The sequence below is a fragment of the Kitasatospora albolonga genome (assembly GCA_002082585.1).
In the GTDB taxonomy this organism is placed as follows: Bacteria; Actinomycetota; Actinomycetes; order Streptomycetales; family Streptomycetaceae; genus Streptomyces; species Streptomyces stephensoniae.
Genome location: CP020563.1, coordinates 5246368 through 5261987, shown reverse-complemented (window position 1 = coordinate 5261987; position 15620 = coordinate 5246368). Strand labels below are relative to the sequence as shown.

The 15620-nt window shown below is 71.0% G+C and carries 18 protein-coding genes and 2 pseudogenes; 8 read left to right on the top strand and 12 right to left on the bottom strand.

Annotation, left to right across the window (positions count from 1 at the left end):
* Positions 1–9: 9 nt before the first annotated feature.
* Positions 10–741 carry a TetR family transcriptional regulator gene (locus B7C62_23400; GenBank protein ARF77344.1) on the bottom strand — a complete coding sequence of 244 codons (732 nt, stop codon included), beginning with the start codon at positions 739–741 and terminating at the stop codon, positions 10–12.
* A 128-nt stretch (positions 742–869) separates the two neighbouring features.
* Between B7C62_23400 and B7C62_23395 the strand changes: the two genes are divergently transcribed.
* Both B7C62_23395 and B7C62_23390 read left to right on the top strand, forming a co-directional pair.
* Positions 870–1790: an alpha/beta hydrolase gene (locus B7C62_23395; GenBank protein ARF74850.1), complete on the top strand. Its 921-nt coding sequence runs from the start codon at positions 870–872 to the stop codon at positions 1788–1790.
* An 81-nt stretch (positions 1791–1871) separates the two neighbouring features.
* Positions 1872–2345: pseudogene (locus B7C62_23390) on the top strand (IS630 family transposase).
* 39 nt (positions 2346–2384) lie between these two features.
* On the opposite strand, the gene B7C62_23385 reads toward B7C62_23390, so the two are convergent.
* The 7 genes from B7C62_23385 to B7C62_23355 form a co-directional block, all read right to left on the bottom strand.
* Positions 2385–2669, bottom strand: a complete 285-nt coding sequence (locus tag B7C62_23385; GenBank protein ID ARF74849.1) for a hypothetical protein — start codon at positions 2667–2669, stop codon at positions 2385–2387.
* An 84-nt stretch (positions 2670–2753) separates the two neighbouring features.
* Positions 2754–3404, bottom strand: coding sequence for a hypothetical protein (locus B7C62_23380; protein ARF74848.1), 651 nt, complete (start codon positions 3402–3404; stop codon positions 2754–2756).
* Positions 3401–4018, bottom strand: coding sequence for an RNA polymerase subunit sigma-70 (locus tag B7C62_23375; protein ARF74847.1), 618 nt, complete (start codon positions 4016–4018; stop codon positions 3401–3403). The genes B7C62_23380 and B7C62_23375 overlap by 4 nt, the downstream gene beginning before the upstream one ends.
* A gap of 357 nt (positions 4019–4375) precedes the next feature.
* Positions 4376–5137, bottom strand: coding sequence for a phosphonomutase (locus B7C62_23370; protein ARF74846.1), 762 nt, complete (start codon positions 5135–5137; stop codon positions 4376–4378).
* Between the two features lie 38 nt (positions 5138–5175).
* Complete coding sequence (locus B7C62_23365) at positions 5176–5586, bottom strand: transcriptional regulator (protein ID ARF74845.1); 411 nt, start codon at positions 5584–5586, stop codon at positions 5176–5178.
* Between the two features lie 240 nt (positions 5587–5826).
* Positions 5827–7215 carry a glutamate dehydrogenase gene (locus B7C62_23360; GenBank protein ARF74844.1) on the bottom strand — a complete coding sequence of 463 codons (1389 nt, stop codon included), beginning with the start codon at positions 7213–7215 and terminating at the stop codon, positions 5827–5829.
* Between the two features lie 224 nt (positions 7216–7439).
* On the bottom strand, positions 7440–7793 hold the full coding sequence (locus B7C62_23355; protein ID ARF74843.1) for a hypothetical protein: 354 nt from the start codon (positions 7791–7793) through the stop codon (positions 7440–7442).
* Between the two features lie 127 nt (positions 7794–7920).
* Between B7C62_23355 and B7C62_23350 the strand changes: the two genes are divergently transcribed.
* Complete coding sequence (locus B7C62_23350; GenBank protein ARF77343.1) at positions 7921–8544, top strand: hypothetical protein; 624 nt, start codon at positions 7921–7923, stop codon at positions 8542–8544.
* A gap of 54 nt (positions 8545–8598) precedes the next feature.
* Here the strand turns inward: B7C62_23350 and B7C62_23345 are convergent, their stop codons facing one another.
* Both B7C62_23345 and B7C62_23340 read right to left on the bottom strand, forming a co-directional pair.
* The gene (locus B7C62_23345; GenBank protein ARF74842.1) at positions 8599–8973 is read right to left on the bottom strand and encodes a hypothetical protein; all 375 of its coding nucleotides are present in this window, start codon (positions 8971–8973) and stop codon (positions 8599–8601) included.
* A 112-nt stretch (positions 8974–9085) separates the two neighbouring features.
* Positions 9086–10897, bottom strand: a complete 1812-nt coding sequence (locus B7C62_23340) for a serine/threonine protein phosphatase (protein ID ARF77342.1) — start codon at positions 10895–10897, stop codon at positions 9086–9088.
* A gap of 376 nt (positions 10898–11273) precedes the next feature.
* On the opposite strand from B7C62_23340, the gene B7C62_23335 reads away from it, so the two are divergent.
* Together B7C62_23335 and B7C62_23330 are read left to right on the top strand one after the other, a co-directional pair.
* The gene (locus B7C62_23335; GenBank protein ID ARF74841.1) at positions 11274–11483 is read left to right on the top strand and encodes a hypothetical protein; all 210 of its coding nucleotides are present in this window, start codon (positions 11274–11276) and stop codon (positions 11481–11483) included.
* A complete protein-coding gene (locus B7C62_23330) occupies positions 11467–11991 on the top strand; it encodes a hypothetical protein (GenBank protein ID ARF74840.1) in 525 nt (174 codons plus the stop codon). The genes B7C62_23335 and B7C62_23330 overlap by 17 nt, the downstream gene beginning before the upstream one ends.
* A 78-nt stretch (positions 11992–12069) precedes the next feature.
* Here B7C62_23330 and B7C62_23325 read toward each other — a convergent pair whose 3' ends face one another.
* Positions 12070–12837 (bottom strand): IS5/IS1182 family transposase, encoded by a 768-nt coding sequence (locus B7C62_23325; protein ID ARF77341.1) that lies wholly within the window; start codon positions 12835–12837, stop codon positions 12070–12072.
* Positions 12838–13028: 191 nt separating this feature from the next.
* Here B7C62_23325 and B7C62_23320 point away from each other — a divergent pair, with 191 nt between their 5' ends.
* The 3 genes and pseudogenes from B7C62_23320 (at position 13029) to B7C62_23310 (ending at position 15030) form a co-directional block, all read left to right on the top strand.
* The gene (locus tag B7C62_23320) at positions 13029–13865 is read left to right on the top strand and encodes an alpha/beta hydrolase (protein ARF74839.1); all 837 of its coding nucleotides are present in this window, start codon (positions 13029–13031) and stop codon (positions 13863–13865) included.
* A gap of 153 nt (positions 13866–14018) precedes the next feature.
* A pseudogene (locus tag B7C62_23315) lies at positions 14019–14207 on the top strand (aldo/keto reductase).
* Complete coding sequence (locus tag B7C62_23310; GenBank protein ARF74838.1) at positions 14188–15030, top strand: hypothetical protein; 843 nt, start codon at positions 14188–14190, stop codon at positions 15028–15030. The pseudogene B7C62_23315 and the gene B7C62_23310 overlap by 20 nt, the downstream one beginning before the upstream one ends.
* A 119-nt stretch (positions 15031–15149) precedes the next feature.
* Here B7C62_23310 and B7C62_23305 read toward each other — a convergent pair whose 3' ends face one another.
* Positions 15150–15362 carry a DUF397 domain-containing protein gene (locus B7C62_23305; protein ARF74837.1) on the bottom strand — a complete coding sequence of 71 codons (213 nt, stop codon included), beginning with the start codon at positions 15360–15362 and terminating at the stop codon, positions 15150–15152.
* Between the last annotated feature and the right edge of the window lie 258 nt (positions 15363–15620).

Sequence of the window (15620 nt, the reverse complement as noted above, 5' to 3'; positions counted from 1 at the left end):
GCGGCGCCGCTAGCCCACCAGCATCGCCGGAAGCAGTCGGCGCAGCAGCCGTTCGAACAGGGCGTCCCGTTCGGCCGGGCCCGCCGGGGGTGGCGGGCCCGCCGTCGTGAGGGCGGCCAGCAGGTGCGGGTGGCGGCCCTCGGCGGCGACGGCGGCCAGGTGGGCCGCCTGGGCGGGCGGGCCGTCGGCGCCCGGTCCGGGCCCGGGGGTGCCGTCCGCCGCCGCGGAGGTCTCGCGGCGGGCGAAGAGCGTGGCCAGGCCCCCCAGGAGCCCGATGGCCTCCAGTTTCTGGCGGCTCGTACCGGGTGCGGGCTCCAGGATCGCCAGGGCGTGGTCCAGGTAGTCGATCGCGTGCGGGCCCAGCACCTCGCCCCGCCGGTCGTTCAGGTCGGCGAGCCAGGGGTGGCGGGCGTGGGCGGCCTTGGACTGGAGGGCCAGGGCGACGAGGTCGCCGAGCCAGTCGCCGGTGGGGGCGGCGGAGAGGTCCAGCTCGCCCGCGACCGCGTCCGCCATGAGGTCCAGCAGTTCGTCGCGGCTCCCCACATAACGGTAGAGCGAGGCGGGCCCGGTGCCCAGCCGCTGCGCGAGCGCGCGCATCGACACGGCCGCCAGCCCTTCGGCGTCGGCCAGGGCGAGGGCGGCCCCGGTGATCTCATACCGGCTTCGCTCGGGCGCGGGCCCGCGCGCACCCCGCTCGGGGCGTGACCACACGGTCGTCGGCCGGTTCACACGATCAACCATGTTCCGCCCCTCCTCCCCGTCCCCGTCCCATCCCATCCCGTTCCGTTCCGTCCGGGCTTCTCCGTCGGCCTGTAGTCTAATACCGCGAACATCGATCGCAGTATCTTGCTCAGCGAAGGAGCCAAGCCATGACCTGGACCGAACGCCGCTTCGCCCGCAACGGCCCGGTCGAGCTGGCCCACGACCGGCTGCGGGAGGGCTCGGACGGTGAACCGCTGCTGCTGGTGATGGGGCTGGCGGTCTCCCGGCACTGGTGGCCGCAGGGGCTGTGCGACGCCTTCGCCGGGGCCGGGTTCGCCGTGGCCCGCTACGACCAGCGGGACGCGGGCGAGTCCACCCGGCTGCCGAGAAGCACCTCCGGCACCAACCCGTTCACCGCCCTGGCCGCCCGGCGCTCCGCCGCGTACACCGCCGAGGACATGGCCGACGACGCCGTCGCCGTCATGGACGCGCTCGGCTGGGAGTCGGCGCACCTCTTCGGGCACTCGCTGGGCGGGGTCGTCGCCCAGCGCGTCGCCCTGCGCCACCCGGACCGGGTGCGCACGCTCACCTCGTCCGCCGCGCTGCCGAGCGACACCGGCGGGCTCGGCGCCTTCCGCCATCTGCGCCTGCGCACCCTGGCCCGGTTCGCCCGGATCAGGCCCGCCGAGGACCGGGAGGGGCGGATCGCGGCGGCGCTGGCCGTGGCGCGGCTCTGCGCGTCGCCGGGGTATCCGTTCGACGAGGCGGAGGCCCTGGAGCGGATCACCGCCGACGTGGAGAGCGGCATCGCGGACCCGGGCGCCCAGTCCCGCCAGATCGGCGCGCGGTGGAGCGGCCCGGCCCTGGCCGAACTCCGGCTGCCCGCACTGGTGTTGCACGGTACGGACGACCCGCTGCTCAAGCCCTCCGCGGGCCGGGCCACCGCCGCCGCGATCCCCGGCGCCCGCCTCGTACTCCAGCCCGGCGTCGGCCACGACATCCCGCGCGAGCGCCACGCGGCGGTGGCGGCGGAGGTACGGGCACTCGCGGACCGGGCGCGGCCGGGCGAGACCGGCGGACGCGCATGACAGGGGCCCCGGCTGGCGCTGTGACCGGGAACGTTCACCGGGTTGGCAGTGGTGGGCCGGACCCAGTTGGATGAGGCGAACATCCAAGAGGTTGGGGGCGCGGGGGCGGAGCCGGTCAAGGTTCGGAGACTGACCGGCCAGGAGGGCCAGCAGTTACAGCGGATCGTGCGTCGGGGCAGCACGAACACGGTGCGCTACTGACGGGCGATGATGCTGCCGGCCTCGGCGGGCGGCAACCGGGGCCCGGTGATCGCCCAGCTCGTGCAGGCCGACGAGGACACGGTGCGCGATGTCATCCACCGGTTCAACGGGATCGGCCTGGCCTGCCTGAACCCTCGGTGGGCGGGAGGCCGTCCCCGCCGGCTCAGCCCTGACGACGAGGACTTCGTCGTCCAGACGGCCACCACCCGCCCCGCCAAGCTCGGGCAGCCCTTCACCCGCTGGTCCATCCGCAAACTGCTCGCCTGCATCCGCCGGGTCCACGGCCACGCGATCCGCATCGGCCGGGAGACTCTGCGCTGCCTGCTCGCCCGACGCGGCGTCACCAGCGAGAAGGGCATCCGCTGGGGCAGCAGACCAGCCCTCGCCGCCTGATCAAGCACCCGGGTCCGACCCCTGCTTCGCAAGGCTGATCCCTGCCCGCCGGCTCAAAGCGCGCCGCAACTCTCGCACCTGGTCCTCCGTGGGTGCCTCGTCCGGCACGGCGCGGTCCAGCGTGCGGTCCGACTCTTCGAGGGATCTCTGACGCCTGCCGGCTTCCTCTCGAACGAGAGCATTCCACTCCTTGACAGGGCCACTGGACCTGACGAAGTCGGCCAGCGCGCTCCGCTCCTGGTAGACCGATATCTGAAGAGCCACGAGAGCATCCGACGCCTGCATGGCGACATCCTGGCATGGAGGCCGCATCGCAGACCTGTCCTCGTCGCCGATCAGGAAACCCGGCGAACCTTTCCGGTCACAGCACTAGAGGGTCAGGCTGAGCGCCTTGAGTACCCCCGCGCTCAGCACCACGTCGTTGTCCGCGCCCGCGACCGCCCGGCCGCCGTCCACCCCGTACGCCCCCTGCGTGGTGTTCACCAGGGTGAAGCGGCCGTCGTCCTGGGCGTCGAGCAGAAGGACGTACTCCTTGCCCTCGGCCAGGTCGGCGGTCTCCGGGCCGGACCCGGGTGTCGTGTAGGACACCTCGACCGTACGGCCCGGGGCCGCGCCCTTCGCGGTCGCGGCGACCGCCGCCGTGACGGTCGTCCTGTCGATGCCGTCGACCGTCTCCTCCCGCCCGGCTCCGAGCCGCGCCAGGACGATCAGATCCGCCGCTTCCTCCAGCTCGGCCGTGGAGGCGTAGAACGGCTCGTCCGCCAGGACGCCTCCGCCCGGCTCGTACGGGCCGTTCAGCACGGCGACGACACCCACGATCACGGCGGCGGCCGTACAGGCACCGGCGGCGACCAGCAGACCGCGCCGGGGAACCCGGCGCGAGGCCGAGGGCAGCGTCGGGGTTCCGGTCAGGGCCGCCAGCTCGGCGCGGGCACGGTCCGACAGCGCGTCCCCCTTCTGTCCCGCCTCCAGGGCCGGGAGGGGGTTGGCGGCTCGGACCAGAGACTTCACACGCATCATGCCGACTCCTCGGACTCCTCGGACTGAACGGACTGCTCGGGCCGCTTGGACTGAACGGGCTGAACGGGCTGTTTGGGCTGAACGGACTGCTCGGGCTGAACGGGCTGCGGCTGCTCGGGCTCTCCGTAGAGGTCCCGGAACGCCTTACGGGCACGGTGCAGCCGGACCCAGACCGCCGCCCCGCTACAGCCGAGGACCTCACCGGCCTCGACGGCGCTCAGCCCGTCCCAGTAGCTCAGGAGCAGAACCTCCCGGTGACGTACGGGAAGACGGTCGAGCGTGTCGAGAACTGCGGAGTCCTCACCGGACGCAGGCGTGCGGTCCAGCTCGTCGGTGATGCGCCGGTGAAGTTCCGTGAGGCGGGCCATGGCGCGGTAGTGATTGCCCAGCAGATTCCGCGCGGTCACGAACAGCCAGCCGCTCGTGACTCCCCCGCCGCCCTTGAGGACGCGCTCCCAGGCGATCCGGAACACCTCGGCGGTCAACTCCTCCGCGGCGGCGCGATCACCCACACGCCGGTACACGAAGGCCAGCACACGTGGGTGATCCCGCACATACAAAGCCGTGAACCGCGCGGCGCGTTCACGGTCGCTTCCGGTCTGAATGGTCTCCACACCCCGTACATGTCATGAGGACCGCGTTTCCTTACAGCCCCCCGGAAAAACAGGGCGGAGCCTGCGACCGGAATCCGGCAGTCCCCTGGCGTCGGGCCCGTCCGCAGCGACATGCCGCCCATCAGGCCGCAGGCTCCGACGAGTCGGACGGGGTGGCATGAAGGTCACCCGGGCGCCCGCCGGCCCCCGCACCATTCGTGGGGAGGCAACGGACCAGGACTTCGTCGGCTTCGACGGAATCAGCTCCACATATGTGGGGATGCGCCGCGGGGAGACCGCTCCCGTTCCGCGGTGGCGAACGGTCTGCCCGCGCTCTGCCTCACCTCACGACCGCTGCGGTCAAACCCTGTACGGGGTTCACGGCGCCCAGGGGCCGAGCATGTCCTTCATCGCGTCCGTCAGGGCGAGTTGCAGCAGCGGACCGTAGGTGACCCGGCCGACGCCGAGACGGCGGAAGCGTTCGAGGTCGTGCTTGACGGGGTGGGCCGTGGAGTTGACGGGAACGGAGACCGCGGCCGTCACCGCCCTGAGCAGTTCGTCGTCGTCCTGGATGCGCACCGGGTAGACACTGTCCGCGCCTGCCTGCTCCATGGCCCGCAGCCGCTCGATCGCCTCGTCGAGCACGCCTGCGGCGTCCTCCGCGTGCGCGAAAAGGTCCGTGCGTCCGTTGATCCAGACCGGAACGCCCGAGGCGTCGGCCGCCGCGCGCAGGCCCGCGATGTAGCTCGCGTGCTCCTGCGTGGTGCGCACCCGTCCGCCCTCCGAGTGGACGGTGTCCTCGATGTTGAGGCCGACGCCACCGATCTCGACCAGTCCGGCGACGAGATCCGCGGGCTTCTGCCCGTACCCGGCCTCCAGGTCCACGGAGACCGGGATGTCGACCGCCGCGATGATCGGCCTGACGGCGGCGAGCACCTCCTCGAAGGTCTGCCCCTCCTGGTCCTCCGCTCCCCGGGAGTCGGCGAGCGGGTGGCTGCCGACCGTCAGGGCGGGAAACCCGGCGGCGGCTGCGGTCCGGGCCGACCAGGCGTCCCAGACGGTCGGGAGCACGAGCGGCCGGTGGTCGGCGTGCAGGTGCCTGAAGCGCTCAGCGCGCTCGACTGTGGTGCGAGAGTCCATGCCGAGGACGGTACCTCCGGATCGGCCGTGACACCCGCTCAAGCCGCCAGCCGTACGGTGTCCATCGCCCCCGCCCCGGCCCCCGGGCCCGCCGGGCGGCTGGCCCCGAGGCTCCGGGACCGCGCCCCCGACAGCCTGATCAACTCCCCCTGGGCCAGCGCAAGGACCTCGGCGAGGCTCAGCCCGAGCGCCTGGGCGGCAGCCGCCAGCACCTCCGAGGACGCCTCCTTCCGGCCGCGCTCCACCTCGGAGAGGTAGGGCATCGAGATCCGTGCCGCATCGGCCACGTCCTTCAACGTCCGCCCCTGGGCCTGCCGTTCGCTCCGCAGTACGCCCCCGGCGAGGTCGCGCCAGAGCGGCTCCCTGGCGGGGGCGGGTCCGGCCGGGGCGGGGAGCGGGCGCAGGGGGACAACGCGGACGCGGGGCTGGTTCGTCGCTCGGATGGTCACCGCTCCAGCCTAGGAGCCGGGCGCCCGGCAGGCACGGGCCGGGCGTTGCGCTCCGGGCGGATCTGCTGACGGCGAAGCGGCGTGACAGAACGAACGGACGGCGAGGCGGCGTGACCGGACGGTCAGGCGGCGAAGTGACGTGACCGAGCGGACGGGCGGCGAAGCGGCGTGACGACGAGGCCGGGGCCACCGGCCCGGCGGGCGTTCCCGCGCGGGCCGGTGGCCGCCCTCGGCGTACGGTCAGATCAGCCCCTGCGCCAGCATCGCGTCCGCCACCAGCTCGAAGCCCGCGATGTTCGCGCCCACCACGTAGTTGCCCGGGCTGCCGTACCGCTCGGCGGTCGTGTAGCAGGAGTCGTGGATGTGGCGCATGATCTCGGCGAGGCGCTCCTCCGTGTGGGCGAAGGTCCAGGAGTCCCGGGAGGCGTTCTGCTGCATCTCCAGGGCGCTCGTGGCGACCCCGCCCGCGTTGGCCGCCTTGCCCGGGGCGAAGGCGACGCCCGCCTGCTGGAAGACCTGGACCGCGTCCGGCGTGGTGGGCATGTTGGCACCTTCGGCCACCGCCTTGACCCCGTTGCGTACGAGTTCGAGCGCGTCGGCCTCGTGGAGCTCGTTCTGGGTGGCGCAGGGCAGGGCCACGTCCACAGGGACCGACCACACCCCCGTACCGGGAACGAACCGGGCGTGGGCGCCGCGCCGCTCGGCGTACTCGGAGACCCGGCCCCGGCCCGCCTCCTTGATCTCCTTGAGGAGGGCGAGGTCGATGCCCTTCTCGTCGACGACGTAACCGCTGGAGTCCGAGCAGGTGATGACGGTCGCGCCGAGCTGCTGGGCCTTCTCGACGGCGTAGATGGCCACGTTGCCGGAGCCGGAGACGGCGACGGTCTGGCCCTCCAGGGACTCGCCCCGGCTGCGCAGCATCTCGGCGGTGAACAGGACCGTGCCGTAGCCGGTGGCCTCCGTCCGGGCCTGGGCGCCGCCCCAGCCGAGGCCCTTGCCGGTGAGGACGCCGGACTCGTAACGGTTGGTGATCCGCTTGTACTGGCCGAAGAGGTAACCGATCTCCCGGCCGCCCACGCCGATGTCACCGGCCGGGACGTCGGTGTACTCGCCCAGGTGGCGGTGGAGCTCGGTCATGAAGGACTGGCAGAACCGCATGATCTCGGCGTCGGAGCGGCCCTTGGGGTCGAAGTCCGCGCCGCCCTTGCCGCCGCCGATGGGCATGCCGGTGAGGGCGTTCTTGAAGATCTGCTCGAAGCCGAGGAACTTCACGATGCCGAGGTTGACGGAGGGGTGGAAGCGCAGGCCGCCCTTGTAGGGGCCGAGCGAGCTGGAGAACTCGACCCGGAAACCGCGGTTGACGTGGATGTCGCCGGAGTCGTCGGCCCACGGCACCCGGAAGATCAGCTGGCGCTCGGGCTCGCATATGCGCTCGATGATGCGGGCGTCCACGAACTCGGGGCGCTGGGTCAGCACGGGTCCGAGCGTCTCCAGGACCTCGCGGACCGCCTGGTGGAACTCCTTCTCGCCCTGGTTGCGCCGCAGGATCTCGGCGTAGAGGGGCTCGATGACACGGTCCGCGGCATCGTGCGAGCGGGCGGGGTCGGTGGCGTCGGGGATGACCGGCATCTGATCAAGACCTTCCGTGGTCGGCTCGTGCGCGTCGGCACCCCCGTCCCGGAGGAGCGCCCTCGTCCCGGAGGGGCGCCTCCGGTCCGCCCGGCGGCCCTGGCGGGCGGTGGGTGGGACCGTCGTACGCCCCGATTGTCCCGCGTCACCCGATGATCTTGAACGGCCATCCACATAGTGGCCCTTCCACTCATCTTTTCATCTTTGCGGCAAGGCCCCGCCCCTTACAGCCCCTCCTCCGAGAACGGGGTGTCGCTCCACCGGAACCAGGCCCGGTCCCCCCGGATGTGCAGCAGGAACTCGGCGACCGCCGCCCCCTCCGGGCCGGCCAGCGCGAGCGTACGGTTCACCTCGTCGTAGGCCCGCTCCCACGCCTCCGCGCTCTCGTCGCTCTCGTCCTCCTCCAGCCGTTCCAGGAGGGCCAGCTCGCGGTCGAAGAGCTGACGCACGGCGGGGTCGAAGGCCGGGCCGGGGAGGAACCGGCCGTGCAGCCAGGGGAAGTCCGCGCCGTCGACGGCGATCTCCCCGACGAGTTCCGCGCCGCGCCGCAGCCTCCATATGGTGCCGTTGAATCCCATCGCCGCCCCCGTACCACTCGTGTGTCTGTTCCCGCCAACGTAAGGGATCGGTGAAATCGGTAAGAGCGAAGGGGTTACCCGTCAGGAACCGCGACACCCCGCCTGACGATCAGTCATGATGCTCCCCATGACGAAGCGGCGGGGGCGCCGGAGAGCGCAATCTCCTTATGAGCCAAGGTTGTTGTACGGAACCGGCCGCACCGCCGCACCTCCCGTACGGCCGTACCCGGACCCGTACGGCACCCCCGCGCGGCAGCCCCGCGTCCCCCGGGGAACGGGCGAAACCCGCCGCTACCTGGCGACCGGGCTGGACTGCTACCTGTGCCTGCTGGTCGTCGGCCTGCTGCTGCACTCCTGCCTGGGGGCCACGGACGCGGGCGCGGGGCGGACGGCGGCGGTGCTCGTCGGCCAGCTGACGGTGCTGTCCTTCGCCAACCAGGTGCTGCTCACGATGGCCGTACGGGCGAGCGCCGGGAAGCTGATCATGGGCGTACGGGTGATCCGGCTGCCCGACGCGGGCCGGCCGGAGTTCCGCCGCCTGGTGCTGCGCTGGCTGTACGGCCTGCTCTGGCTCCCGCTCCAGCCCTGGCACCACCTCCGCCGGGCGACCGCCGAGCCCCCGCCCCGGAACCGCCTGGGCGGCTGCCCCCGGGCCGCCGCCTCGCCCACGGACCTGGCGGGGGTGCGCCACGTACGCCGCAGCGACCTGCGGTACTACCGGGCGGCGGTGGCGGGGGGCCGGAGGGGCTGAGGCGGCCCGCAGGGGGCATCAGGTCACCTGGAGGGGCTGAGGCGCCCCCGCGCCCTACCCGGCCACCCGGTCCCGCGCTCCCCGGTCCCGCGCCGCCCTCATGGCCGCCGCCGTGGCCGACGCGTCGTACTCGGGGCCGACGCCCGGGACGATCACCGTGTCACCGTCGAGGTGCCGGGTGCGCAGGGGCAGGAGCTCCTGGTAGGCGGGGGACGCGTACCAGGCGCGGGCCTCCCCGCCCCCGGGAAACCCGACGACGACCACCGCCCCCGGCCACTCCCCCTCCAGCACCTCCACCTCGGCCCCGTGCACCAGGAAGCGGCCTCCGTAGGGCTCCATCGTGGCCTGGATGCGCTCGATGTAGCTCAGCACCTCGTCGTGGACGGGGCCGTCGGCAGGGCGCAGGTGGGCGATGGCGTACGCGGTCATGGTCCGGTCCTCCGGGGTGGGCGTGGCGTGATCGTTCGGTACGCCTCCGATGCTGCCGCGCGGGACGGAGGGCGTCGATTACCTCGGAGGTCATGGCGGGCGGCCCACCGGCTCACGGCCGTGAGCCGCGGTCCGGGGCCGAGGACGGCATGTTCTGTTCTGCCCAGACCACCTTGCCGGTGACCGTGCGGGACGAACCCCAGCGGCGGCACAGCATGTTGATGAGCTGAAGGCCCCGTCCGCCCTCGTCGCTGAGGCCCGCGTGCTGGATCTGGGGCAGGTCGGGGCCGGTGTCCGACACCTCCACGACGAGGCGTTCCCCGCGCAGCAGCCGCAGCGTGCCGGGGCCGTTCCCGTAGCGCAGTGCGTTGCCGACCAGTTCGGAGACGACGAGCTCGGAGACGTCGGCGAGTTCCTCCAGGCCCCATGCGGCGAGCTGGCCGGTGACGAGATCACGGGCGGCCGAGGCGGCCCGGCCGTCCTGCGGCAGCTCCCACACCCGCAGGTCCCCCGCCGGGAGCGCGGCGCTCGCGGTGACGAGGAGTACCGCCTCGTCGAACCGGGCGGCGGCGGCCGGGGCACGCTCCACCAGACCGCCCTTCTCCAGCGATCCGGGCGGGAGGCTCAGCACCACCGTACGCAGCCGGTCCAGCTGGGCGTCCACGTCCGCGTCCCGGGACTTGATCAAGCCGTCCGTGTACATGATCAGGTGGGCGCCGTCCGGGACGCGCAGCCGCAGGGGGTCGTACGGGATCACGCCCGCCCCCAGCGGCGCGCCGGTGGGCACCGGGACGAGGTCGGCGGCGCCCCGCCCGTCCAGGAGCAGCGGCGGCAGGTGCCCGGCGCTCGCCAGCGTGTAGGTGGAGTCGGCGGGGTCGTAGACCGCGCACAGGCAGGTGGCGACCTGCTCGTCCTCCAGGTCGCGGGTGGCCAGGTCGAGCCGCGCGAGGATGCGCTCGGGAGCCATGTCCAGGGTCATCAGGGTGCGGGCCACCGTCCGCAGGCGCCCCATGGTGGCGGCGGCGGGCAGCCCGTGCCCCATCACGTCGCCCACCATCAGGGCCGTCCGCCCGCCGGGCAGGGCCATCACGTCGTACCAGTCCCCGCCCACGCCGTGGTAGGCCGCCGCGGGCGCGTACTCGGAGTGCACCACGAGGCCCGGCGTCGCCGGGGTGACGCGCGGCAGCAATGAGCGCTGCAACGAGACGACGTGCTCGCGCTCCCGCCCGTACAGGCGCGCGTTGTCGATGAAGACCGCCGCTTTGGAGGCGAGCTGCTCCGCCAGCGCCAGGTCGGTGGTGGAGAACGGCGGGGTTCCACGGCCGCGTACGAAGTCGGCGCTGCCGAGCAGCAGCCCACGGGCGATCAAGGGCACGGCCAGGTAGCTGTGCACACCGGCGGCGCGCAACTGCGCGGCGGCGCTCGCGGTCGGCGCGACGCGGATGAAGTCGTCGTCGCGCACCCTGCTCAGCAGCACCGGCTTGCCCTGCCGGAGGACGTACCGGTGGAGCAGCGTCTCGTGCGGCTCGCTGGCGTGCACGAAGACCTCCCCCACCGGGGTCGGCTCCAGGCTGGAGAGCTCCTCGATCGCGCACAGCGCCGTGGCCCGCATCTGCGGGATGCCGGTTGCGGTCTTCTGGGAGCCCTCGTCACCCCGCAGGACACTTTCGAGGATGTCCACGGCCGCCCCGTCGGCGAAGCGGGGCACGGTGAACTCGGCGAGTTCCTGCGCGGTGCGCTCCAGGTCCAGGGTCGTGCCGATGCGGGAGCTGGCGGAATTCAGCCAGGCAAGACGGCTGCGGGTGGTGAACCGGTCCGGCGGCAGGACGCCTCTGGCCCGGCGGAACCGCACGTTCGCGCCGGCCGAACGCAGCCCGGCGGAGCCCCGGCCGGGCAGGCGCCGTCCACCACTGCCGGCGTTCACCTTCGCGCCTCCAACAGGACTCGACGCCTCTTGGTGCCCAGTGTGCACCGGAAACGGCCGCTCCACCTCCGGGTACGTGATGTGGATCGCCTGTTCAGGGACTGCGCGCAGGTCGGCTCCCCCGTACGCGAAGTCCTGCACGGTGCCGCCGGGGCTTTCCAGCGATTCGACCACGGACAGGTACAGGCCGGGCTCGTCGAGGCCGGGGGCGGTCACGGTCAGGTTGCACCTGGGCGTGGCATCAAGAGCAGGCTGCGCAACAGAGACGGTTTATGCGACAACGCCAATATTGGCGTTGTCGCATGGACGGCGGTGGCGCCCTCTCCGTACGGTCGTGGAGCCGCCCCACGAGGGGTGCGGGACAGGGGGTTCCACCATGGCTCGTGAGGATCTGACCCGGCTCACCGGAAACGGCAACGGGGGACCGTGTGGCAAGGACGACTGCCCGAACGTCTACCGCACCGCGTCCGGCTCCATCGTCGTCCAGGGCGACGTGTCCAAGGCATTCCAGCCCCCGGAGGGGGAGGGGCTCGTCGAGATCCCCGAGGACGTTCTGAGGGAGGCCGTCCGTGCTCTTGGCTGGTGAAGAGTGGGCCGCGCGCTTCGAGGGCTTCCAGCGGGAAGCGTGGCGACTTGAGACCCTGCCGCAGTACCTCATGCCGCAGGAAGCAGAGGAGCTTCAGGCGTTCCGCGACGGCGCACGTATCGACCCCACCACGGTCCGCAACGAGTACACGGACAGGCTACGCCGACAGGCTGCGGAGGGGCGCGTTCAAGGCCGCGTCCACGTCGTCAATCGGCCTCTGTCCGAGTATCTACGGTTCGAGTTCTCTCAGTACTACCGGCCGCACCGCCTGGCCGGGGAGCAGATCCGCATTCTCGACGTAACCGACAGAACCAACCCTATTGTAGGGGCTCAAGACTTCTGGATGTTCGATCAATCGGAAGTCGTTCTCATGAACTATGAGCCTGACGGCAAGCAGATCAACCGTGAGGTATTCGAGGGTGACGTGGCCCCTTTTATCGAATACCAGCGAATCGCAGTAGCCGAGTCCGTTCCTTTCGAGGAGTACGTGAAGGGCCTTGACCTTTGAGCCTGAACGGCTAAGAGCTGTCCCGTAAATGATCTCTGACGCACGAGAACGCGGGAGGCGATTCATCCGGCCGCTTATCTAGCCGGAGAGGTTGAGGTTGTGCCGCCGGGCGATGCCGAGCATGGCGTGGTTAACACCATCGCCTTTGAGGCGGCAGTCACGGAGGATCTTCCAGTTCTTCATGCGGGCGAAGACGTGCTCGACCCGGGCGCGGACCTGCTTGTGGGATTTGTTGTGGGCCTCCTTCCAATCGGGCAGCTCCTCGGCCTTGCGGCACCGATGAGGCATCACGAGTCCGGTGCCCGGATAGCCGCCGTCGGCGATGGTGAGGGTCGCGCCAACGGCAGCCTTGCCCCCTGACTCCTCCCATGCCCTGCAGTCATTGCGGTTGCCGGGTAGCAAGCGTCCCACCAGGACGACGTGGCGGGTGTCGGCGTCGATGACGACTTGGTGGTTGGTGGAGTACCGATAGTTCTTGGACTGCTCGGCGATGGTGTGGTCTCGGGTGGGCACGAGCGTCCCGTCCACGATCAGTACGGTGCCCTTGTCGAAAGACCTGCGTGGCCGGAGCGCGATCATCGGCCCGAGATGGTCGATGATCCGGTCAGCTGCGGACTTCGACACACTGAAGAGCAGTGCGAGTTGCCGCATCGTCAAGTTTGTTCGCCAGTAAGCCGCGACCAGCAGCGTCCGGTCCTCCAGAGGCAGGCTCCACGGCCGCCCTCTACCAACGGTGTCCGCACCCTCACGCCGCAGAACCGTCACCAGCTTGCCGAAGGAACGCTGGCTCAGCCCGGTGAACGGGGCTATCCGGGACGGCTGCGATGCCGTAATCACACCAGTCACAACGGGATCATCCCAGTTGCCGCTGCCGCCCATGCCCTCGATTCTGCGTGAGGAGGTTCGTCCTCTCCGAGATGCGAGGACTTCGGCACCGAAAGCCTGACGCACCGATGAGTTTCCCGCACTGCGGGGGTCCTATTGGCAGCAACGCACACCACAGCAGTACGACCCCTACGTGAACCGGAGAGACAAACATGGCAACAGCGCGAGAGCAGTCGGCCGGAGCCGAGGCCCGAGTCACCTCCGCCGACGGCACCGAGATCGCATTCGAGCAGTCGGGCCGCGGGGCGGCCATCGTCCTGGTTGCCTCGGCGCTGGCAGACCGCTCGGACACAGCCAAACTCGCGACTCTCCTCGCCCACCACTTCACTGTGATCAACTACGACCGGCGCGGACGCGGTGCCAGCGGGGACGCCGCTACTTACGCCCCCGACCGCGAGATTGAAGACATCGCCGCGTTGGTCGATCACGCCGGCGGTTCGGCGTCGCTGTTCGGCTCGTCCTCCGGAGCGGTCCTCGCCCTGCGCGCGGCCGCGGCCGGAGTCAACATCGACCGCCTGGCTCTGTACGAGCCGCCGTTCGTAGTCGGCGAAGGCGACGACGGACCGCCTAAGGACCTCGCGCAGCAGATCACCGCGTTGCTTGCGGAGGGCCGGCACAGCGACGCGGTCAAGTACTTCATGACCAGGGTGCAGGGCATGCCCGGCATCGCCGTGTTCTTCATGAAGCTCATGCCGAAGATGTGGGCAAACCTCACCAAGTTGGCCAGCACTCTCCCCTATGACATCGCGGTCATGGGCGATACCCAGCAAGGCAAGCCTCTCGATGCCGAGGAGTGGAAAGGGGTGACCCTACCCACCCGCGTGCTGACCGGTGGCAAGAGTCCAGCGGCGTTCCAGCGCGCCGCCCTCGCCGTCACCGAGATCCTGCCGCAGGCCGACCACCGCACTCTGCCCGGACTCAACCATGGCGCCGTCGTCATGGCTCCAAAGAAGATCGCTCCGCAGATCATCGAGTTCATCAAGGGATGAGCTTCACGGCTTGCGGGACAGCCTTTAGGTCAGACCTAGAGGAAGCACTGCGAAGCCTGCGGAAGCGAGCCGGGAAAACTCAGACCTGGCTCGCAGCGGCGGGCGCCCTCACGGGTGACGATCAGCGTGGTGACCCACTCCACGAGTGCATGCGAGTTCGTCCGGCCCGGTGCCTCGCCGGCCGCCGCCTGCCTCCTCGCTGCGGCCTCCTGCCCGAGCCTGGACGTGGTACTGCTGTCCGCCAGCAGCCCATCACACTGGAGCGCGGCACAGGGCGTCATCGCGCACCCGCTTGCTCCGGGCCACCTCAGAAAGGTCACCGATGTACTCGCCCAAGGATGAGACCACCAGGGCCCGTATGGAGGAAGCCCTGACACACGCTGCCGCCCTCTTCTCCACCACGCCTACAGGGGCGCCCGCGTGGGGCTGGTTGGGACGCACCATCGGCAGTCGCACCGAAGGCGGCCACTGGCTCCGCGTCCACTGCGGCGAGACGTCCAAGACCCCCAAGATCCGGAACGAGGGCATCGCGCTCGCCGAGAAACGCGTGTCCGACAAGGTCTCCCGCCCACACCTCCACGACCTGTACCGCTGGGACAGCGGGGAGTACGTCTTCGAGGCGGAGCTGATCGACTACATCGCCCAGCCGGTCATCTCCCCGGAAACCCCCGACCTCGCTGAGGACCCCGGTCTACCGGACTCCTGGTGGACGGCCCTGCGGAAGAGCCTGGACGCGCTGAGCGGCGCCGAGCCACCCCGCGAGACCATCCGGCAGTCCTGGGCCGACCGGGTCTTCCCCGAGTTCCTGGGTATCCCCGCCCCGGCCATCACCGAACGCGTTACCGGGCATGCCGACCTTCAGTGGGCCAACCTCACCCACGACCCCCTCGTCATCCTGGACTGGGAGCGCTGGGGCGCCGTTCCCGTCGGCTACGACCCGGCCATGCTCTACGTGAACAGCCTCCGCGTCCCCACGGTCGCCGACCGCATCCGTGTCGAGTTCGCCCATGTCCTCGACACTCCCGCAGGCCGGATCGGCGAACAGATCGCCCTCGCCGAGATACTTCAGGCCGTCGGTCGCGGTTGGTACGCGGAACTGGCCCCGCTCCTGCGGCGTCGCGCGGAGAATCTGACGGGGGTCCGTCCTCCGGCCCCGGCCCCCTGAACGACGCGTCCTCTCCGAGTCCGGCGCCCCCCTTCCGCGCGGGGCCCAACAGCACCGAAGCGCCCGGCCAGGACGACTGGCCGGGCACTTCCGTGACCGCGTGCGAAGACGCGTACGTACTACGCCCGCTGGAACCCGCCGTCCACGACGCCGCGCTCGAACGCGGCCCACTCACCGGAGGTGAAGACGAGAGCCGGGCCGCTGCCCTGGTCCTTGCTGTCGCGCGTGGCCACGCGGCCGTCGCCGAGGAAGGCGACCTCGACGCAGTTGCGGTCCCCGTTGCTGCGGCTGCTCTTGCGCCAGACCGCGCCTGTCAGGTCGGCACTGTTCACTTGGTCAGCTCCCTCACTGCTCGTGGATCAGGCATGTCTGTACGAGAGCAGACGCGCGGCGGCTTCCCTCAGCCCGAGCAGCGCTCGAACCCTCGGAAATCACGTCATCGCAGACGTGCCATCAAGCCCGGCCTCTCGTCGCCCCGCAAAGAGGCTGCCCGGCGATCAGGTCCGTGCAACCGTGTCGGGCTCTCCGATCACGTCGACCCCACGTGCGGCTGCGCCCGGCCAGAAGAATGCCGGCCGGGCGCTCGTGCG

Excerpts from the sequence above, each read along its gene's own strand:
- B7C62_23400 (ARF77344.1), bottom strand. The coding sequence starts at position 741 with ATGGTTGATCGTGTGAACCGGCCGACGACCGTGTGGTCACGCCCCGAG.
- B7C62_23395 (ARF74850.1), top strand. The coding sequence starts at position 870 with ATGACCTGGACCGAACGCCGCTTCGCCCGCAACGGCCCGGTCGAGCTG.
- B7C62_23385 (ARF74849.1), bottom strand. The coding sequence starts at position 2,669 with ATGCAGGCGTCGGATGCTCTCGTGGCTCTTCAGATATCGGTCTACCAG.
- B7C62_23380 (ARF74848.1), bottom strand. The coding sequence starts at position 3,404 with ATGATGCGTGTGAAGTCTCTGGTCCGAGCCGCCAACCCCCTCCCGGCC.
- B7C62_23370 (ARF74846.1), bottom strand. The coding sequence starts at position 5,137 with ATGGACTCTCGCACCACAGTCGAGCGCGCTGAGCGCTTCAGGCACCTG.
- B7C62_23360 (ARF74844.1), bottom strand. The coding sequence starts at position 7,215 with ATGCCGGTCATCCCCGACGCCACCGACCCCGCCCGCTCGCACGATGCC.
- B7C62_23355 (ARF74843.1), bottom strand. The coding sequence starts at position 7,793 with ATGGGATTCAACGGCACCATATGGAGGCTGCGGCGCGGCGCGGAACTC.
- B7C62_23350 (ARF77343.1), top strand. The coding sequence starts at position 7,921 with ATGACGAAGCGGCGGGGGCGCCGGAGAGCGCAATCTCCTTATGAGCCA.
- B7C62_23345 (ARF74842.1), bottom strand. The coding sequence starts at position 8,973 with ATGACCGCGTACGCCATCGCCCACCTGCGCCCTGCCGACGGCCCCGTC.
- B7C62_23335 (ARF74841.1), top strand. The coding sequence starts at position 11,274 with ATGGCTCGTGAGGATCTGACCCGGCTCACCGGAAACGGCAACGGGGGA.
- B7C62_23320 (ARF74839.1), top strand. The coding sequence starts at position 13,029 with ATGGCAACAGCGCGAGAGCAGTCGGCCGGAGCCGAGGCCCGAGTCACC.
- B7C62_23310 (ARF74838.1), top strand. The coding sequence starts at position 14,188 with ATGTACTCGCCCAAGGATGAGACCACCAGGGCCCGTATGGAGGAAGCC.